This window comes from Hymenobacter lutimineralis, assembly GCF_008271285.1.
Classification (GTDB): domain Bacteria; phylum Bacteroidota; class Bacteroidia; order Cytophagales; family Hymenobacteraceae; genus Hymenobacter; species Hymenobacter lutimineralis.
In genome coordinates, this window is sequence record NZ_VTHL01000002.1 from 200,700 (window position 1) to 218,521 (window position 17,822).

Genomic DNA, 17,822 nt, shown 5'->3' on the forward strand with positions numbered 1-17,822 from the left:
CCTTCTGCATTTGAGCGTCGCCAAAAAGCTGGCCAGTCAAACGGCCGTGTACGGCATCAGCAGCATTCTGGTACGCGTACTCAACTACCTGCTGGTGCCTATCTATACGGCCCGGTTTGTGGCAGCCGAATACGGCATTGTGACGGGGCTCTACGCCTACGTCTCGTTTCTGAACATCGTGTTCACCTACGGGATGGAAACGACATTCTTCCGCTTTGCCAACCGCCCGGATGCCGACCGCCGCCTGCTTTACGACCGGGTGATGAGCCAGGTAGTAGTGAGTACCGTGGTCCTGACAGGGCTGCTGGTGCTGCTGGCCCGGCCGCTGATGCAGCTGCTGGATTTGCCGCCCGGCCGGGAGCGGTACGCCATCTGGTTGGCCCTGATCCTGGGGCTGGATGCCCTGGTGGCTATTCCATTTGCCCGCCTGCGCCTCGAAAACCAGGCCCGACGCTTTGCCACCATCCGGGTGGCCAACATCCTGCTGAACGTAGGCCTGAACCTGTTCTTCATCGTGCTTTGCCCCGATGTGCTGGCGGGCAAGTACTTGGTCGGGTTACAGCCGCTGGTAACCCAAGTATACGACCCATCCATCGGCGTTGGGTATGTCTTCCTGTCGAACCTGGCGGCCAGTGCTTTTACGCTGCTGCTCCTGAGCCGGGAGCTGCTGGATTTCCGGTTTCGGCTGGACGCTACGCCCCTGGCCGCCATGCTGCGCTACGCCTACCCGATTATGCTGATGGGCCTGGCCGGGATGGTAAACGAAACCCTGGACCGGATTCTGCTGCCCCAGTGGCTGCCCAAGAACTTCTATCCCGGCCAGAGCAGCCTCACGGCGGTGGGCATTTACGGGGCCTGCTACAAGCTGAGCATCTTCATGAGCCTGGTTATCCAGGCTTTCCGCTACGCCGCGGAGCCCTTCTTTTTCTCCCAGAGCACCGAAAAGAATTCCCCCAGAACGTTTGCCCTGGTCCTCAAGTGGTTTACACTTTGCTGCGCCGTTATCTTTGTTTTCATCAGCCTGAACATTGAGGATTTTGCCTGGGCGTTTCTGCGCCGGCCCGAATACCGACAGGGCATTGCCGTAGTGCCGGTGCTGCTGCTGGCCAACCTCTTTCTGGGCGTGTACTGGAACCTGTCGGTGTGGTTTAAGCTCACCGATAAAACCTATTACGGCACGTATATTGGCGGCGCCGGGGCCGTGCTTACCATTGGCCTCAACTTCCTGCTGATTCCGGTGCTGGGCTACATGGGCTCGGCCTTGGCTACGCTGGCCTGCTATTTTACGATGGCGGCTATCTGCTGGTGGCTGGGCGAGCGGCATTTCCCCGTGCCTTACCCCGTGGCGCGGCTACTTCTCTGGTTGCTGGCAGCGGTGGCGCTGGTGGCGCTGGGGTGGCTGGTGCAGCCCGAGGCCTACTGGCTACGCCACGGGTGGCACCTGCTGCTCAGCCTGGCCTTCGTAGCGGCGCTGGTGCTGGTGGAAAAGCCGCAGCGCCTGGTGCGGGGCTAGGCCAGTATCGGCAATAACGTCATACTTCTCCGCGGGCACTGGCAGCTTGTGGGGTTGTAATCAATACATTTGCTGCATGCTCATTCCCATTATCAACCGTTCTCACCACCCGCTACCTGAATACCAGACGGCCCACGCGGCTGGCCTCGACGTGCGCGCCAACCTCGCAGAGGCCGTTACGTTGAAGCCCCTGCAACGCGCCCTTATTCCTACGGGTCTTTTCCTCGAAATTCCGGTAGGCTACGAAGTGCAGGTTCGTCCCCGCAGTGGCTTGGCGTACAAGCACGGCATCGGCATCGTCAACAGCCCCGGCACCATCGATGCCGATTATCGGGGCGAGCTGAAGGTATTGCTCGTCAATCTCTCTGACACCGACTTTCTGGTGCAGGACGGGGAGCGAATTGCCCAGCTGGTGGTGGCTCGCCACGAAGTTATTGACTGGCAGCCCGCTGAAGTACTGAGCGAAACCGCCCGCGGCAGTGGCGGCTACGGCAGTACCGGCGTGCAGTAGCTCCCAAACAGAGGGCGTATGGGGCCGGGTGTGTAACCCAAGCGCCCCTTTCCAGTAGTACGTACCCACACATACTTTTACTTTTCCGCTTTTCAAACTCAGCCACTCTATGAAAATCATCGTTCCGATGGCCGGTATGGGCAAACGCATGCGCCCCCACACGCTTACCGTACCTAAACCGCTTATTCCCATTGCCGGCAAGCCCATTGTGCAGCGGCTGGTAGAGGATATTGCCAAAGTGTGCGGCGAACCAGTAGACCAAGTGGCGTTTATTGTGGGCCGCTTTGGGGCGGAAGTAGAGAAAAGCCTGCTGGCCATTGCCGACTCCATTGGAGCCAAGGGCACTATTCATTACCAGGACGAGCCGCTGGGTACGGCTCACGCCATCCTGTGCGCCAAGGAAGCCCTGACGGGCCCGGTGGTAGTAGCTTTTGCCGATACACTATTCAAGGCCGACTTCACCCTCGATTCCTCTGTACCCGGCACCATCTGGGTGCAGCGCGTGGATGACCCCAAACCATTCGGCGTGGTGAAGCTCGATGAGCAGGGCCGTATCACCGATTTTGTGGAGAAGCCCCAGGAGTTTGTTTCGGATCTGGCCATTATCGGCATCTATTACTTCCAGGACGGGGGCTACCTGCGTGAGGAGCTGCAGTACCTGCTCGACAACGACATCAAGGACAAGGGCGAGTACCAGCTCACCAATGCCCTGGAGAATATGAAAAACAAGGGTACCACCTTCGTGCCCGGCCGTGTGACGGAGTGGCTCGACTGCGGCAACAAGGATGCTACCGTGTACACCAACCAGCGCTACCTGGAGTACCTGCAGGAACGCGGCGAAGAGCTGATATCGTCGTCGGCGCAGCTGCACAATTCTGTTGTAATTCCGCCCGTGTACATCGGCGAAGGCGTGGTAGTACACAATTCAGTGATAGGGCCACACGTTTCCCTGGGCAACCAGTCGACGGTGCGCGACTCGGTGGTAGCCAACTCCATTGTGCAGCAGTCGGCCACGGTGCAGCACGCCAACGTGACCAACTCCATGCTTGGCAACCACGCCACGCTCACTGGCACGCCGGCCGACCTGAGCCTGGGCGACTACAACAACCTGCGCGTTTGACGGAGCCTTTTCGGCCACGGCAGTGTTATACAGGCCCCTTCCTGGGCTGCCGTGGCCGTTACGTTTCGTTGTTTTTCCTCTTCTCCCCATGTTCCGTTTTCGCGCTGTTGTTCTGCTGGCCTTGGTATTGCTCCTTGCCCCCGAGGCTTGGTCGCAAGCGGCGGGCGTAGCTCAGCCGCCGCGGCGCAAGCTCACGCGCAAAGAAAGGCGGGAGCTAAAGCACCAGAAAGCCGTAACCGAAGCGCGCCAGCAAATGCGGGAGCTGACGGAAAAAGAGCGGGAGCTGAGTGAGTCCTACTTCGTGGAGGGGGTGAAGTTTGCCCTGCTCGAGGACTACACCAAGGCCCTCGAACGGCTGTTGGCGGCCTACCGCATCAACCCCAACAATGCGGCTATCAACTACAAGATTGCCGAAACCAATCTGCTCACCGGCAACCTGAAGGATGCCACTAATTTTGCCAACACGGCTATTCAGCTTGATGGCAAAAACGCGTACTACTACCTGCTGCTGGCCCAGATCTACGCCTCCCAAAAGCAGTTCGACGCGGCGGCGCAGGTGTATACAACCTTAATCAAAAACGTGCCCGACTCAGGGTACTACCTCTTTAATCTGGCCGACCTGTATCTGGCTCAGAACAAGCTCGACGAAGCACTAACCACCCTGAATGAGGCCGAAAAGCAGTTTGGGGCGCTGGATGAAGTTTCGTTTAAGCGCCAGCAGATCTACCTGCGCCAGAACAAGCTCGATCAAGCCCTCAAGGAAGGTGAGTCGCTAATTGCTGCCAACCCCGACGAAGTGCGCTATGTGCTGGCCCAGGCCGAAATGTACGCGGCCAACAACCGGCTCCCCGACGCTATTCGGGTTGCCAACCAAGCCCTACAACAGGATCCTGGCAACGCCCAGGCCCACATGATTTTGGCCGACGTGTACCGGCAGCAGAACAACCCTGTCGAGTCGCAGCGCTACCTGAAGCAGGCCTTCGAAAGCCCGGGGCTGGACATCGACCAGAAAGTACGTATCCTCGTCGACTTCATCAAGCAGCTTCCCAACCCAACCCTGGAGAAGAATGCCCTGGAGTTAGCGGCCATTACCACGCGAGTCCACCCCAAGGAAGCCAAAGCCTACGCCGTAGCCGGCGACATCCAGGCCCTGACCGAACACCGCAAGGAAGCCCGGGACAACTACCTGCAAGCCCTGCGCTTCGACAGCTCCAAGTTTCAGCTCTGGCAGCAAGTCGTGAGCATTGACGCCGAGCTGGGGCAAACCGATTCCCTGCTGGTGCACACCGACCGGGCCCTGGAGCTCTTCCCGAACCAGGCCGTGTTCTGGTACTTCAACGGGGCAGCCCAGTTGCTCAACAAGAATGCTACCAAGGGCGTGAAAGCCTTGGAATATGGCCGCAAGCTGGCCGCCGACAACCCCGAGCTGCAGGCTCAGTTTGACACTCAACTGGGCGACGCCTACCACGAGCTGAAAGACTTTGTGAAGTCGGATGCCGCGTATGAGGCGGCGCTGGCGTTTGATGCCAACAACGCCCAGGTGCTCAACAACTACAGCTACTACCTGTCCCTGCGCGGTGAAAAGCTCGACAAAGCGAAAGCCATGGCCAGCAAGCTGGTAAAGCAGTTCCCCGATAACGACACCTACCTCGATACCTACGCCTGGGTGCTGTACAAGCAAAAGGACTACGCTGGTGCCCGCACCCAACTGGAGAAGGCGCTGCGTACCACCAAAGATGGCACCGTAACGGAGCACTATGGCGACGTTTTATATCAACTTGGCGATATTGTCGGGGCGCATGCACAGTGGCAGCAGGCCAAGCGCCAGGGAGGCGCTTCCAAGCTGATTGACCGCAAGATTAAAGACCGAAAACTGTATGAATAAACGCTGCGCCCCGCTTGTAATAGGGTTGCTCATGGCTGTACTGGGGGCCTGTACCCGCAAAGCCATTCCTACCCAGTCGCGGGCAGAAGCGCCGAAGGTCGAGGATGCCGTCAACACTGCCAACCTGGATTTCCGGTATCTGTCGGCCAAAGCCAAGGCCCAGATTGAAACCGGCGGCGACAAACTTCCCAACGTTACCCTCACGCTGCGCATGCGCAAGGATAGCCTCATCTGGCTTTCCATAGCCGCGCCGGTAATTGGCGAAGTGATGCGGGCCCACATTACTCCCGACTCCGTGCAGGTAATTGACCGGCTGCATCGGGAGTATTTTGCGGGCAACTTCACCGCGTTGCGGCGGCGCTTCAACGTACCCGTCACCTTTCAGCAGGTGCAGGCGTTGCTGGCGGGCAACTACGTAGCCGCGCCGGCGGGCTCCTCCCCTACCGTGAGCACGGAAGGGCCTCTGCAAAAAGTAGTGTACCAGCAACAGGCCTTGCTGGTGGAGCAACTGCTGGAAACCACCCGGCGCCGGGTGCAAAAGCTGGCCGTGAAAGACGACAGCACCCAGCTGCAGTTTACGGTGGACTTCTCCGATTTCCGGCCGCTGGAGCGCCTGCCCCAGGAGTTTGCCAATGCTTTACTCGTGGTGATTGAGCAGCCCAAGGCCAAGCCCTCCTCCGCTTCCATCAACTTTCGTAACGTAGACGTCGATAAAGAGCGTCTTGCCTTTCCATTCTCGGTGCCCTCAGATTATGCCCGGAAAAAGTAAGGCCTGGCTGGCGTTAGCGCTGATCGGCTTCCTGTTGATGTGCGGCCCCGCGTGGGCGCAGCGCAGCCGGGGCCGCACCAGCAAGTCACGCACGCAGCTGGAACGCGAGAAGCGCACTGCTCTCAAGCGCATCCAGGAAACCACGCGCATTCTGCAGCAAACCCAGCAGCGGAAAGAAGCCACGCTGGGCCAGCTGAATGCGCTAAAGGAAAAAATCACCGTTCAGAAGAACGTCATTCAAACCATATCCTCTGAGCTAAAGTACCTAGACTCGGATGTACGCCAGACGGAGACGCAGGTGCAGCACACCCAGCAGAACCTGGAGCAGCTGCGCGCCGAGTATGCCCGACTGATTTACGCCTCATCTAAGACGGCCAACAGCTACAACCGCATCATGTTCCTGTTTGCGGCCGAGTCGTTCAACCAGTTTGTGCGGCGCCTGCAGTACGTCCGCCAGTACGCCGAGGTGCGCAAAGCCCAGGCCGCGGAGATTAGTCAAACGCAGTCCCGGCTGCACCAGCAGCTTACGGGGCTCACGGCCAAGCGCCAGCAGAAGTCCAGCTTGCTCAACACTCAGCTGAGTGAGAACCGCAACCTGCTCGTTATCAAAACCCAGCAAGACCAGGTAGTTACGCAGCTCAGCCGGCAAGAGCAACAGCTGCAGCAGGAGCTGGCCAAGCGCCAACAGTCGGTGCGCCGGCTCGACAACCTGATTGCCCAGCGGGTACGCGAGGAAATAGCGCGGGCTGCCCGGGCCGCAGCGGCGCGGGCCGCTCGGTCAAATACGGCTGGCCGCAGCAGCACTTCCGGCCGCAGCCCGGGCGCGACCAACCGCAACGAAACGGCCGAAAGTGAAGCCGCCGTGGAGCGTACCGACCGGGTAACGCTGACGCCGGAAACGGCTATTCTTTCCTCTTCTTTTGCCGATAACCGCGGCCGCCTGCTGTGGCCCGTGAGCCGGGGGTTTATTTCCCAGCGCTTTGGCAAGCACCCGCACCCCGTGCTCAAACACGTAGTCATCGAAAACCGCGGCGTGGATATCCAAACCAATTCGGGCGAGGCGGTGCGCTCCGTGTTTGAGGGCAAAGTGCTGACTGTAGCCAGTGTGCCGGGGATGAATACCATTGTGATGGTGCAGCATGGCGAATATTTCACCGTATATGCCAAGCTCCGCAGCGTATCGGTCAGCGAAGGGCAGACGGTACAGGCTCGTCAGCAGATCGGGACGGTGTATACCGATTCGGAAGGGACCAGTGAGGTGCAGTTTCAGGTGTGGCGCAACAGCGCTAACCTGAACCCCGAAAACTGGCTGGGCCGCAAATAGCCGGAACCCGCCCAGAGACCTAGCTGACAAAAATCCTATTACAGGATAAGGGCCCTTTTCTTTACGGTTGAGCTTCAAGAAAAAAAAAAACACCGTACAGCGTACGGTGCCTTTCTGAGCTATGAAAACAAACTTAGCTATCAGTCTATCCTTCATGCTGGCGGCAGCAAGCAATAAAGGGAGCCCCCGATAACAGGCGAAAGATAGGAAAATTCCGGCGTTTCGGAAGCCAACTATTCGCCAAATATTGATTAATCCTCGGTGAATGACTGTTTTTAACGGTAACTATCCCCGAAAGGTTTGGGACAAATCAAATAATATTTAGCCTACCCAGCAAACCCGTCTTGTACGAATTTCCGATTGGAATGTACACAGCGCCTTTTGGGCCATCTACCAATACGGCGTCGCCCTCTATAGCCTGCAGGCAAGCCAAGCGAATAATATACTTCCGCTGAATCCGCGTAAAGTCCTTTGCAGGCAGCTTGGCTTCCATGTCTTTCATGGTGGTGTACACCGTGAGCCGCTCGGCCCAGGTATAGATATTTACGTAGTCGCCGAGGGCCTCCAGATAGCAGATATCCGCCAGCTTGATTCGTAAGAGGCGCTGCTCGTGCTTTACAAATACCTCGTCGCGACCGGCAGTGAGCAAGGCCTGTGGGGCGTCGTTGGCCAACTGCAGTAGTCCATCCAGCCGTTGCTTCTCCTGCTCCAGGCGTAGATTGGTTTTCCGCAGTTCCAAGTGCGTCGTTACCTCCTGGGCCAGCAGCTTCAACGCTTCCCGTTGCTCCCGGGTAAGCGTGTGCGGTTCCGTGTGCATGGTGCACAGGGTGCCCAAGGCCTGCCCGGCCGGGCTCACTAAGGGGGCACCAGCGCAAAACCGGACGTTGGCATGGCCTAAGAGCAGGTCAGTGTCCTTAAACCGCGGGTCCTGGGAAGCATCGGGTACTTCCAGGATAGTTGTGGGGTTCTGCAAAGCCTGCTGGCAAAAAAGGTTAGACTGGGGCGTTGCTGCGGAGTATACAGAATCCGAACCATTCTTAAACCACTGATACTCGGTGGGCAGCAGCGAAACCAGCGCCAAGGGAGTGCCACAAATGAGAGCTGCCAGCCGGGTCAGGCCCTGCAGGGAAGCTTCTGGGGCCGCCTCTGACGCGGGCTGGTTCTCCAATGCATCCAGGCGGCGCTGCTCATCCGAGACGACGCGCATAAGGGTAGTTTCTGATAGCGCGGTAGCGGAAGAAGCTGGCCTGACTCCCATAGAACGGGGGATAAGATGGAAAATGTAAGCCCACTAAACACGTATGCCTGAACTACTGTAATTACGGTAAGCGCGTTTCAGTTCCCGGGGCGGCTAACCTGCACGTAAGTCAAGCAAACCAGCGCCCGAATACTGAACTCCGTTAAGTACGTACGGAACGCCGGGCGGTTTTGGATTCAGCACACACGCCGCACCCCATGTTCTGCGTTGGGAGACCCCGAAATAAAAAATTATCGGGTACCTTTACCAATCCCAAGCAGCGCCGCTGTGCGTATAAGGGACTTTCCACTTCAAACCCGCCCACCTGGGCTTTTCTTATGCTGTTTGCTTCGTTGTTTTTGGGTATTGGCGGCCTCGGCGGCACCGAAATCCTGCTGATTGTGCTGGCCATTATTCTGTTGTTCGGGGCTAAGCGTATTCCAGAACTGTTTCGTGGGATGGGCCAGGGTATTCGGGAGTTCAAGGATGCCTCCAAAGAGGAGAAGCCGGAGTTTCGCGACCGGCCAGCCAACCCCAATGATCCTAACCAACCCCGGTACTAAGCTTTTCTGCCATGCATACTCCTTTGTTTCTCTTCCTGGGTGACCTCGGCGGTGGTGAGATTATGCTCATCATGGTGGTCATCCTGATTTTCTTCGGCGCTAACAAGATTCCGGAACTGGCGCGTGGCCTGGGCAAAGGCATCCGCGAGTTCAAAGATGCTTCCCGGGAAATCCGGAGCGAGTTTGAAAACGCCGGCCAGCCCCAGCAGCAGCCTTACCAGCAGCAGTTCCAGCAACCCCAGTTTCAACAGCCACAGTACCCGGCCACGGCCGCTACTGAAGCCCCCGCGGCCCCGGTAGTGCCTGTAGCCGAAACCCCGCTCGCGCCGCCCATGGATGGGGGTATTACTCTTCCCGTACAGCCCGCCGCTGAGCGCCCCCGCCTCGACCAAGTGAACTAAACCCTTTTCGTCTTGAGACGCTTCAACTCCCTCACGGAAGTTCGCCACGAGCTGACGGCAGGCACTACGACCTGCCGTCAGCTCGTGGAGTATTATCTGGATAACATCAACCAGAAAAATCCGCAGCTGAATGCTTTCCTGGAAGTGTGGCCCGAAGAGGCCCGTGCCCAGGCCGAAGCCGTAGACGCCAAGCTGGCCGCCGGAACGGCGGGCAAGCTGGCCGGTATGGTGATTGGCCTGAAAGACGTGCTGGCTTACAAAGACCACGCCTTGCAGAGCAGCAGCCACATCCTGGATGGCTTCAAGTCGTTGTTTACCGCCTCCGCGGTGCAGCGCCTGCTCGACGAAGACGCCATCCTCATCGGCCGCCAGAACTGCGACGAGTTTGCCATGGGCGCCTCCAACGAGACGTCGTACTTTGGCCCGGCCCGCAATGAGATTGACCCAGACCGCGTCCCGGGTGGCTCGTCCGGCGGCTCGGCCGTAGCCGTGCAGGCCGATATGTGCTTAGCCTCCATTGGCTCAGACACGGGCGGATCGGTACGCCAGCCCGCGGCTTTCTGCGGAATTGTTGGTTTTAAACCGACTTACTCGCGCATTTCCCGCTACGGCCTCGTGGCTTACGCCTCTTCCTTCGACCAGATTGGTACGCTCACGCGCTCCGTGGACGATGCCGCGCTGCTTTTAGAAGTAATGGCCGGCCCCGACAATTTCGACAGCACCGCCAGCCAGCGGGAAGTGCCCGCCTACAGCCAGCAGCTGGAGCCCGCTCCGCACTACCGCATTGGCTATATCAAAGACTGCCTGGAGCGGCCCGGGTTGAACCCCGAGATTAAAGCTGCCACGGAAAATGCCTTGGAGCAGTTCCGCTCGCAGGGTCACGTAGTGGAAGCTGTCGACTTCCCCTACCTCGACTACATCGTGCCTACATACTACATCCTCACCACCGCCGAAGCCAGCTCCAACCTGAGCCGTTTTGATGGGGTGAAGTATGGCTACCGCGCCCCCGATGCCACGGATCTGGAGTCGCTCTACAAGAAGACCCGCGCCAAGGGCTTCGGCCCGGAAGTGCAGCGGCGCATCTTGTTGGGTACCTTCGTGTTGAGTGCCAGCTACTACGATGCCTACTACACCAAGGCCCAGCGCGTACGCCGGCTTATCAAAGACACCACCGATGAGCTGTTGCGCCAGTACGACTTCCTTGTACTGCCCACCACGCCTACCACCGCTTTTCACATTGGCGATGTAAATAAAGATACGCTAGCTATGTATCTTGCTGATATCTTTACAGTTCAGGCATCGTTGGCGGGCGTCCCGGCCGTGTCGGTGCCGAATGGAGAAGACAGCGCCGGCTTGCCGATTGGGTTGCAGATTCTGAGCGGAGCCTTCCGCGAGGAGCAACTGCTGGCCTTTGCCAAGGCTGTCACGGAAACCGTTAGCCCAACCGTGTCCTGATGAAAAAATCGTTGCGCACCTCTGCCCTTCTTCTGTTGCTGGCCGCTGCGGCCCGCCCGGCCCTGGCCCAAACGGAGCCCGTGCTACAGCCCGGACAGGTAAGTGCCGACGATACACTACAAGCCCAGCAACAGCTACTCCGCGCCGATTCGCTGGTGGCCGAGCCCGCCTTTTCGCCCGACTCAGCCAAGCTGGTGTGGCGCCAGACTCCGCCCGAAATGCGGGACCTGGTAGCCGACCGGATTGGCTGCTACGAGTCGGAGATGCCGTTGGTGTTCAACAACACGGTTATGGCTTTCGTGAACTACTTCACGGTGCGTAACCGGGCTTACACCCAGCGGGTGCTGGAGCGGCAGAACTTATATTTCCCGCTGTTCGAGAAGTATCTGGCCAAGTACCATCTACCCCAGGACCTGAAGTACTTGGCCGTGGTAGAATCGGCACTGCTGCCCCAGGCTCGCTCCCGGGTGGGCGCCGTGGGCTTATGGCAATTCATGGGTCCCACGGCCGGCGACCTGCGCCTGCGTCGTGATGAGTTCATTGATGAACGGATGAACCCGGAGAAATCGACGGAGGCGGCCTGCAAGTTCCTCCGGGATTTGCACCGCTACTTCGGAGACTGGGAGCTGGCCTTGGCTGCCTACAACTACGGCTCGGGCAACGTGAACAAGGCTATTCGCCGGGCGGGGGGACAGCGTAATTTCTGGGCTATCTACAAATACCTGCCCAAGGAGACGCGCGACTATGTGCCCACGTTTACGGCCATTCTCTACACGCTTAACTACGCCAAGGAGCACAACCTGCACGATGCAGCCCTGCACTACCGCTACCCGGAGCCGACGGACACGCTGCTGATTTCGGGCCGCTCCCTGGATTTGTACAAGCTGGCGAAATCGGTGGGCCTCGATTCGACGGCTATTCTGGCCCATAATCCCGAGTTGCGTAAGCACTATCTGCCCGAGTATTTTCAGAATTATCCGCTGCAGGTGCCAGTGTGCGTGCGCACCGAGCTGGCCGTGCAAGACCGGACCGCCTTACTTGATTTCTGCAAGGTGACGCTGCCGCCCCCGGCTCCGCTTACGCCGGTTAGCCCCTTGCTCCCGCCCCCCGACTCCACCCAGGCTGCTGTGGCTGCGACAGCGCCTGAGAAGCCCCGCTACCGCCGGGCCCGGCACACCGTGCGCCGGGGCGAAACGGTGGCTAGCCTAGCGGCTCGCTACGAGGTAGACCCTAGCCAGATTCGGCGCTGGAACAAGTTGCGGCGCGGCCAGAACCTGACGCCTCACCAGCAGATTTTTGTGTACGTGCCTGTAGATGCCGAATCAGTGTCCACAGTTGCGGCAGCTGCTCGGCCTAGCGTACCCACTCAACTACCCGCGGTAGCTACAGCTTCAAAGGCAGCCAAGGAAACGGCTCCTGAGAAAGCGAAAACGCCTTTACCAGCTGTAGTAGAAGACGCATCACCCGCTGTATCTCAATCTGCGCCCCCCATTGCCGCGAAAAAGCCGACGACCAAAATCACCCGTCAGCCGCGCCCAACGGAACCCGCCGAAAAGCAACCTGAAGTTGTGGCAAATCTGCAGCCGGTTGCCTCCTCCTCCGACGACAGCCTGCCTACGGAGTACGTGGTACGCAAGGGGGACTACCTCACCAAAATTGCCCGTGAGCAAAATGTATCGGTCGGCCAGCTTACCTCCTGGAATAAGCTCGAATCTAAACAGGTTGTGCCGGGGCAGAAGCTAACCTTGCGGGCTCCCGCTGATATGCCCGCAGGAGCAGAGCCACGCCCAGAAGTGGCTCAGGCAGTGCAGACGCCTGCGAAACGCTCTACCCACTCTGCTTTACCCACGCCCCGCGTGCACCTGGTACAGCCCGGCGACACGCTCTACAATATCTCGCGGCGCTACCAGGGCGTGACGGTGGATAAACTCCGTAAACTCAACAACCTGACTTCGGATGAAGTAAAACCGGGCCAGAAGCTGATTGTGCAGGGATAATTTTGCTGTGAACCACATGTTTATGGGAGTCTTGCACAAGCAAGGCTCCCATTTTCTTTTAGAAAATTTGTGTGCACGAAAAAGATAGCCCATCCGAGGAACTTTTCCTGGAAACGGGCACGAAGGTTGCAAAAAGCCCTGCCACACTCTTTTCTACTAGCTATGAAAACAACAGCACGCTTCGTCCTGGCCGCTACTCTCCTCTTGGGGGTGGCGGCTTGTGACTCCAAAGAGAATGACCCACAACCAGAGGCTCCAGCCCCGGCAGCTACGTTTACCATGGGCAGCAGCATTTATTATCCGTCCCCAAACGTCATTGCAGCCATCAGCTACCCCTCGGGGGACGTTCAGCACCAGGCCATCCTGAACGATGAGTTGCTGTATGTTCACTTTGATGCCAAAGAAGGCCGGGACGCGGTAAACTTCACGATAGAACGCAGCCAGCTTACGGCCGCTATTATCGGCACGTATACGCTGAAATCAATGCCTAATACGGAAAGTGGTGCTGCTGATGTCCGATATGTATACTACCGCGAGAATAAGCCCGGAAGCATATCCGGCAGCATTTACGACAGTAACAACTCGCATATGGGCGGACAGCTGACTGTAACAGCCTACGATGCCAAGCGCCACCTGCTGAGCGGCAGCTATGAGATGCGCATGGAAAATATTACGGACCCCACCGATGCTTCCTGGGACCCCACAGACAAGGAGCGGTGCAACCTGACGTTGTGGGGCACATTTTCCAACCTTCCAATTCAATAGCTCCAACGGAGCTGCTTAGGACAAGCGCCCCGGCCGCCTGCGGTTCGGGGCGCTGTTGTGTCCGCTACATGCCGCGCAAACTTTGATTCCGGCGGTTTTCGCCCCAACTTGCTTCTTACCCCGCCCCGCGGGTACCACCTAGTACTGCACACCCATGCTCAAAATCAACAAGCAAGAGGCCCTTGATTATCATTCCCAGAGTCCGGCCGGCAAAATTGAGGTAATTCCCACCAAGCCCGTCAGCACCCAGTTGGACCTGGCGCTGGCGTACTCACCCGGCGTAGCGGAGCCCTGCAAGGAAATTGCGGCCGACAAAGATGCCGTGTACAAATACACCGCCAAGGGCAACCTGGTGGCCGTTATCAGCAACGGTACGGCCGTGCTCGGGCTGGGCAACATCGGTCCTGAGGCCAGCAAGCCGGTAATGGAAGGTAAAGGCGTACTATTCAAGAAGTTTGCGGGCATCGACTGCTTCGATATTGAAATAGACGCTACTGACCCCGACGAGTTCATCCGCATCGTAAAGGCGCTGGAGCCGACGTTTGGGGGCATCAACCTGGAAGACATCAAGGCCCCGGAGTGCTTCCGCATTGAAACGGAGCTGCGGGATAAAGTGAACATTCCGCTGATGCACGACGACCAGCACGGCACCGCCATTATCTCGTCGGCGGCCTTGCTGAATGCGCTGGAAGTTGTTGGCAAGAAAATCGAGGAAGTTAAAGTCGTGGTGAGCGGGGCCGGCGCCGCGGCCATCAGCTGCCTGCGCCTGTACCTGGAGCTGGGGCTACGCCTGGAAAACATTGTGGTCTTCGACAAGGACGGCATCATTCACCCCGGCCGCACGGACCTGGCCTCCCTGCAGCTGCAGTTTGCTACTTCCCGGGCCATTACCACCCTGGGCGAAGCCCTGGATGGGGCCGACGTATTTCTGGGGCTTTCGGCGGCCAACGTGCTGCCCGCCGAGCTGCTGCTGAAAATGGCCCCCAACCCTATCGTGTTTGCTCTGGCCAACCCCGATCCGGAAATTGCCTACGAGGTGGCCATGGCTACGCGCCCGGACATCATCATGGCCACCGGCCGCTCCGACCATCCCAATCAGGTAAACAACGTACTGGGCTTTCCCTACATTTTCCGTGGGGCCCTGGATGTGCGGGCTACCGGCATCAACGAAGCCATGAAGCTGGCCGCCGTGCGCGCCCTGTCTGACCTAGCCAAGGAGCCCGTGCCGGATATGGTAAACCGGGCCTACGGCGACAATACCCTAAGCTTTGGCCGAACCTACCTGATTCCCAAGCCCCTCGACCCACGCCTGATTACCGCCATCAGCCCGGCCGTAGCCAAAGCCGCTATGGACAGCGGGGTGGCGCGCGTGCACATCACCGACTGGCCCGCCTACGAGGATGAGCTGCGGAGCCGCCTGGGCGTGAATCAGAAGCTGATGAACCGCATCACCAACGCGGCAAAGAGCAACCCCAAACGCGTGGTATTCGCCGAAGGCGACACCTACAAGATCCTGAAAGCCGCCCAGATTCTGCAGGACGAAGGCATTGCCCAGCCCATCCTGCTGGGTAACCGCAACAAGATTGCCCGCCTCGCCGCCGAAAACAACCTTGACCTGGAAGGCTGCGAAATTATCGACATCCTGCACGAAGAAGCCAAGCGGGAGCAGTATGCCGAGCTGCTATATGAGAAGCGCCAGCGCCGGGGCATGACGCGCTACGAAGGCCGCCGCCTGCTACGGGAGCGAAACTACTACGGCTCTATGATGCTGGAGAATGGGGAGGCCGATGCCTTTATTACCGGCCTGAGCAAAGACTACGGGAAAAGCATCATTCCCTCCCTCCAGGCTATTGGGGTGGCCGAAGGCGTCAAGCGGGTAGCGTCCATGTACATCATTCAGCATAAAAAGGGCCCTTACTTCTTCGCCGACACCACAGTGAACATCGACCCCACGGCGGAGGAAATGGTGGATATCATTGGCCTGACGGCCAATGCCGTGCGCTTTTTTGACACCGAGCCGCGGGTAGCCGTTATCAGCTACTCCAACTTCGGCTCCAACCCCGGCGAGCTGCCCGACAAAGCCCGCCGCGCCACGGAACTGGCCAAGCAGCGCTATCCTGAACTCATTCTGGACGGGGAAATGCAGGCCAACACGGCCCTGAACCCCGAGTTGCTGCAGGAGCAATATCCCTTCTCGGAGCTGGCCGACAAAGGCGGAGCCAACACGCTCATCTTCCCGAACGTGATTAGCGGCAACATTGCCTACAAGGTTATCCAGGAAATCGGGGGGGCTGAGGTAATCGGGCCGGTGCTGATGGGCATGCGCAAGCCGGTGCACATTCTGCAGCTGGGCGCCTCCGTGCGCGAGATTGTGAACATGGCCGCCATTGCCGTGGTCGACGCGCAAAAAGCGGGTGGCAAAGGACTGTAATTATGCTTTCTCCGCAATAAGGCCCGTGCGGGCCTTATTGCGGAGAAAGCATATTGCCAAAAACTTTTTCCCGCTCAAATGACTTGATTACCTCCTCTTCCAGGGGCGTCCGTTTCACCACGCTATTATTTTGCCAAAACACCGGGTCATAGGGCGCCATTTTCACGGCGGCTAAGTCCGCCTGGTTCAAATTAGGCTTTTCGTATGTAACCCCAGGTAATGGGGTAGGTTGCCCTCCGTAGAAGAAAGCAAAGGCCGATACGTGCACAGCCAGCGTAGGCTTCAACTTGCGCTTTGCGTCAGCGGTATAAGTGGTATTGATGTAATTCAGGATTGGCACTCGGTCTCCAGGCAGAAAAGCGCATTCGAAGTTCATAACACCGTTGCGAAGCTCAAAATCTGGATTGCTGGATGTGAAGGAAAACCCCTTCATGGCTACTTTGAGTCGCAATAGTTGCCCGGTCACAACGTCAATGACTGCGCTGCCCGCCATCTGGCTGGACTTACTTACAAACCCAATTTCGGCCAGTTGCTGCGCCCCCTGCTGCTCAATGCCCAGCAGTTTGAGCGTATAGTATTGTCCGGCGTTGGGACTAAGAAAAGACCGGGCCTTCGTGCTGTCAGCATCCGGCATAAAGTCAATATTGCCCCTGGTGTTTACCGAAAAATTCTCAAAGGTCACCAGTGATTTTTTCTTGGCGTACCGGCCTTGCATCAAGGCCGTACCCTTAACCCCGGTATTGCAGGTTTCGGTATTCCACAGCTGCTCCTGCACTTCCGTGGCTTCCTTTTGCAGGCGCGTAACCTGCCGATAAAACGCCTGCCCATAGCTGTGGACATGGTTGTTGCGAAGCAGCACCCGATAGGCCCGAGTCAGCAAGTTCTCCACGTAATTGGGCACCTGCACTTCGGGCAACAGCATCGGAGAAGGCTTCAGCTTCACCAACAAGGATTTTTCTTCACCCACGAGCACGCTGTCGGGCACGTACCCAAGCTCCGAGAAGATGAGTTGCTTGCCTTTTGCTGGCAATATCAACTCAAATTCGCCATCCGCATTGCTCGTCGTTCCGAGAGCGGTATCAGGTACCCGCACACTAACGAACGGCAACCCCTGCCCGGTTACCGCATCCGTCACTTTGCCGAGCAGGCGCACTTGTGCAACGACTGGCCAACTTAATAGTATAGCTAGTACGACAAAGAGAAGGAGTCCTTTATACATAGTGTGTGCTTGCGGTAGGATTGAAAACAAAGAAAGTACAAGCTCGTCCGAAAATCGGAGAGTACCTTGCTGTTCAGAGTACTTGTGCTTTCTTGGTCTACTGGAACGTAACGTTGGCTTCCGTCTTAACTCGCGTGCCTCCGTACGTGTATCCGTCTCATTGTCAGCAATTTTTTTGTCATTCGCCGGCTTCGAGGCGCTGCTCCAAGTATTCTGCTTCAAACGCCAGCGTGCCGCTTCGTTCAGTCGGCCGAAGACTGAGCGGAAAAAACGTTTTCATATGGCCGATTCAGACGCCGTGGAGAGAAGCGGCTCTTCGCGTCTTTACGTTCGCGCCGCCTGACCAAAATCCAGCACCGTGGAGACGCGAAGTGTCGCGTCTCTATACCCCCTACACTGTTTGCGAAACCGATATAGTAAAAATTACATACAAAGGGCACTTGTTTAACTAGCTGACAAATAATCATTTACCACTACCAGTGCCAACAGAAAGCGTGCGTAGCGCTACATTTCCTGCGTGCTAAGCTATTACTTCCCGCTAACGGAAAACAGGTTTCCCGTTGGTCTACGACACGTAGTTTCTTTGTGGAGAATACGACTAAATCCATTATCCATTTCACTGGAATGATACA

At 57.8% G+C, this 17,822-nt stretch carries 14 protein-coding genes; 12 read left to right on the plus strand and 2 right to left on the minus strand.

The window, feature by feature from the left end:
- Nucleotides 1-10: 10 nt before the first annotated feature.
- The 6 genes from FY528_RS03140 (at nt 11) to FY528_RS03165 (ending at nt 7,122) form a co-directional block, all read left to right on the plus strand.
- Complete coding sequence (locus FY528_RS03140; protein ID WP_149069536.1) at nt 11-1,513, plus strand: oligosaccharide flippase family protein; 1,503 nt, start codon at nt 11-13, stop codon at nt 1,511-1,513.
- Nucleotides 1,514-1,589: 76 nt separating this feature from the next.
- Nucleotides 1,590-2,024 carry a dUTP diphosphatase gene (gene dut, locus FY528_RS03145; protein WP_149069537.1) on the plus strand — a complete coding sequence of 145 codons (435 nt, stop codon included), beginning with the start codon at nt 1,590-1,592 and terminating at the stop codon, nt 2,022-2,024.
- A gap of 109 nt (nt 2,025-2,133) precedes the next feature.
- On the plus strand, nt 2,134-3,144 hold the full coding sequence (locus tag FY528_RS03150; protein WP_149069538.1) for a sugar nucleotidyltransferase: 1,011 nt from the start codon (nt 2,134-2,136) through the stop codon (nt 3,142-3,144).
- An 88-nt stretch (nt 3,145-3,232) separates the two neighbouring features.
- Nucleotides 3,233-5,029 carry a tetratricopeptide repeat protein gene (locus tag FY528_RS03155; RefSeq protein ID WP_149069539.1) on the plus strand — a complete coding sequence of 599 codons (1,797 nt, stop codon included), beginning with the start codon at nt 3,233-3,235 and terminating at the stop codon, nt 5,027-5,029.
- Nucleotides 5,022-5,798, plus strand: a complete 777-nt coding sequence (gene lolB1, locus FY528_RS03160) for a lipoprotein insertase outer membrane protein LolB1 (protein WP_149069540.1) — start codon at nt 5,022-5,024, stop codon at nt 5,796-5,798. The genes FY528_RS03155 and lolB1 overlap by 8 nt, the downstream gene beginning before the upstream one ends.
- On the plus strand, nt 5,782-7,122 hold the full coding sequence (locus FY528_RS03165; protein WP_262383892.1) for a murein hydrolase activator EnvC family protein: 1,341 nt from the start codon (nt 5,782-5,784) through the stop codon (nt 7,120-7,122). The genes lolB1 and FY528_RS03165 overlap by 17 nt, the downstream gene beginning before the upstream one ends.
- A 310-nt stretch (nt 7,123-7,432) precedes the next feature.
- Here FY528_RS03165 and FY528_RS03170 read toward each other — a convergent pair whose 3' ends face one another.
- Nucleotides 7,433-8,329, minus strand: coding sequence for a LytTR family transcriptional regulator DNA-binding domain-containing protein (locus FY528_RS03170; protein WP_187631983.1), 897 nt, complete (start codon nt 8,327-8,329; stop codon nt 7,433-7,435).
- Nucleotides 8,330-8,697: 368 nt separating this feature from the next.
- Between FY528_RS03170 and FY528_RS03175 the strand changes: the two genes are divergently transcribed.
- The 6 genes from FY528_RS03175 (at nt 8,698) to FY528_RS03200 (ending at nt 15,971) form a co-directional block, all read left to right on the plus strand.
- Nucleotides 8,698-8,922, plus strand: coding sequence for a twin-arginine translocase TatA/TatE family subunit (locus FY528_RS03175; RefSeq protein WP_187631984.1), 225 nt, complete (start codon nt 8,698-8,700; stop codon nt 8,920-8,922).
- Between the two features lie 11 nt (nt 8,923-8,933).
- Nucleotides 8,934-9,323: a Sec-independent protein translocase subunit TatA/TatB gene (locus FY528_RS21720; protein ID WP_149069542.1), complete on the plus strand. Its 390-nt coding sequence runs from the start codon at nt 8,934-8,936 to the stop codon at nt 9,321-9,323.
- Nucleotides 9,324-9,335: 12 nt separating this feature from the next.
- Nucleotides 9,336-10,778 carry an Asp-tRNA(Asn)/Glu-tRNA(Gln) amidotransferase subunit GatA gene (gene gatA / locus FY528_RS03185; protein ID WP_149069543.1) on the plus strand — a complete coding sequence of 481 codons (1,443 nt, stop codon included), beginning with the start codon at nt 9,336-9,338 and terminating at the stop codon, nt 10,776-10,778.
- A complete protein-coding gene (locus tag FY528_RS03190) occupies nt 10,778-12,775 on the plus strand; it encodes a LysM peptidoglycan-binding domain-containing protein (protein ID WP_149069544.1) in 1,998 nt (665 codons plus the stop codon). The genes gatA and FY528_RS03190 overlap by 1 nt, the downstream gene beginning before the upstream one ends.
- 162 nt (nt 12,776-12,937) lie before the next feature.
- Nucleotides 12,938-13,540, plus strand: coding sequence for a hypothetical protein (locus tag FY528_RS03195; protein ID WP_149069545.1), 603 nt, complete (start codon nt 12,938-12,940; stop codon nt 13,538-13,540).
- A 154-nt stretch (nt 13,541-13,694) separates the two neighbouring features.
- Nucleotides 13,695-15,971, plus strand: coding sequence for an NADP-dependent malic enzyme (locus tag FY528_RS03200; RefSeq protein ID WP_149069546.1), 2,277 nt, complete (start codon nt 13,695-13,697; stop codon nt 15,969-15,971).
- 34 nt (nt 15,972-16,005) lie between these two features.
- On the opposite strand, the gene FY528_RS03205 is transcribed toward FY528_RS03200, so the two are convergent.
- Nucleotides 16,006-17,190 carry a carboxypeptidase-like regulatory domain-containing protein gene (locus FY528_RS03205; protein ID WP_149069547.1) on the minus strand — a complete coding sequence of 395 codons (1,185 nt, stop codon included), beginning with the start codon at nt 17,188-17,190 and terminating at the stop codon, nt 16,006-16,008.
- Nucleotides 17,191-17,822 lie beyond the last annotated feature (632 nt).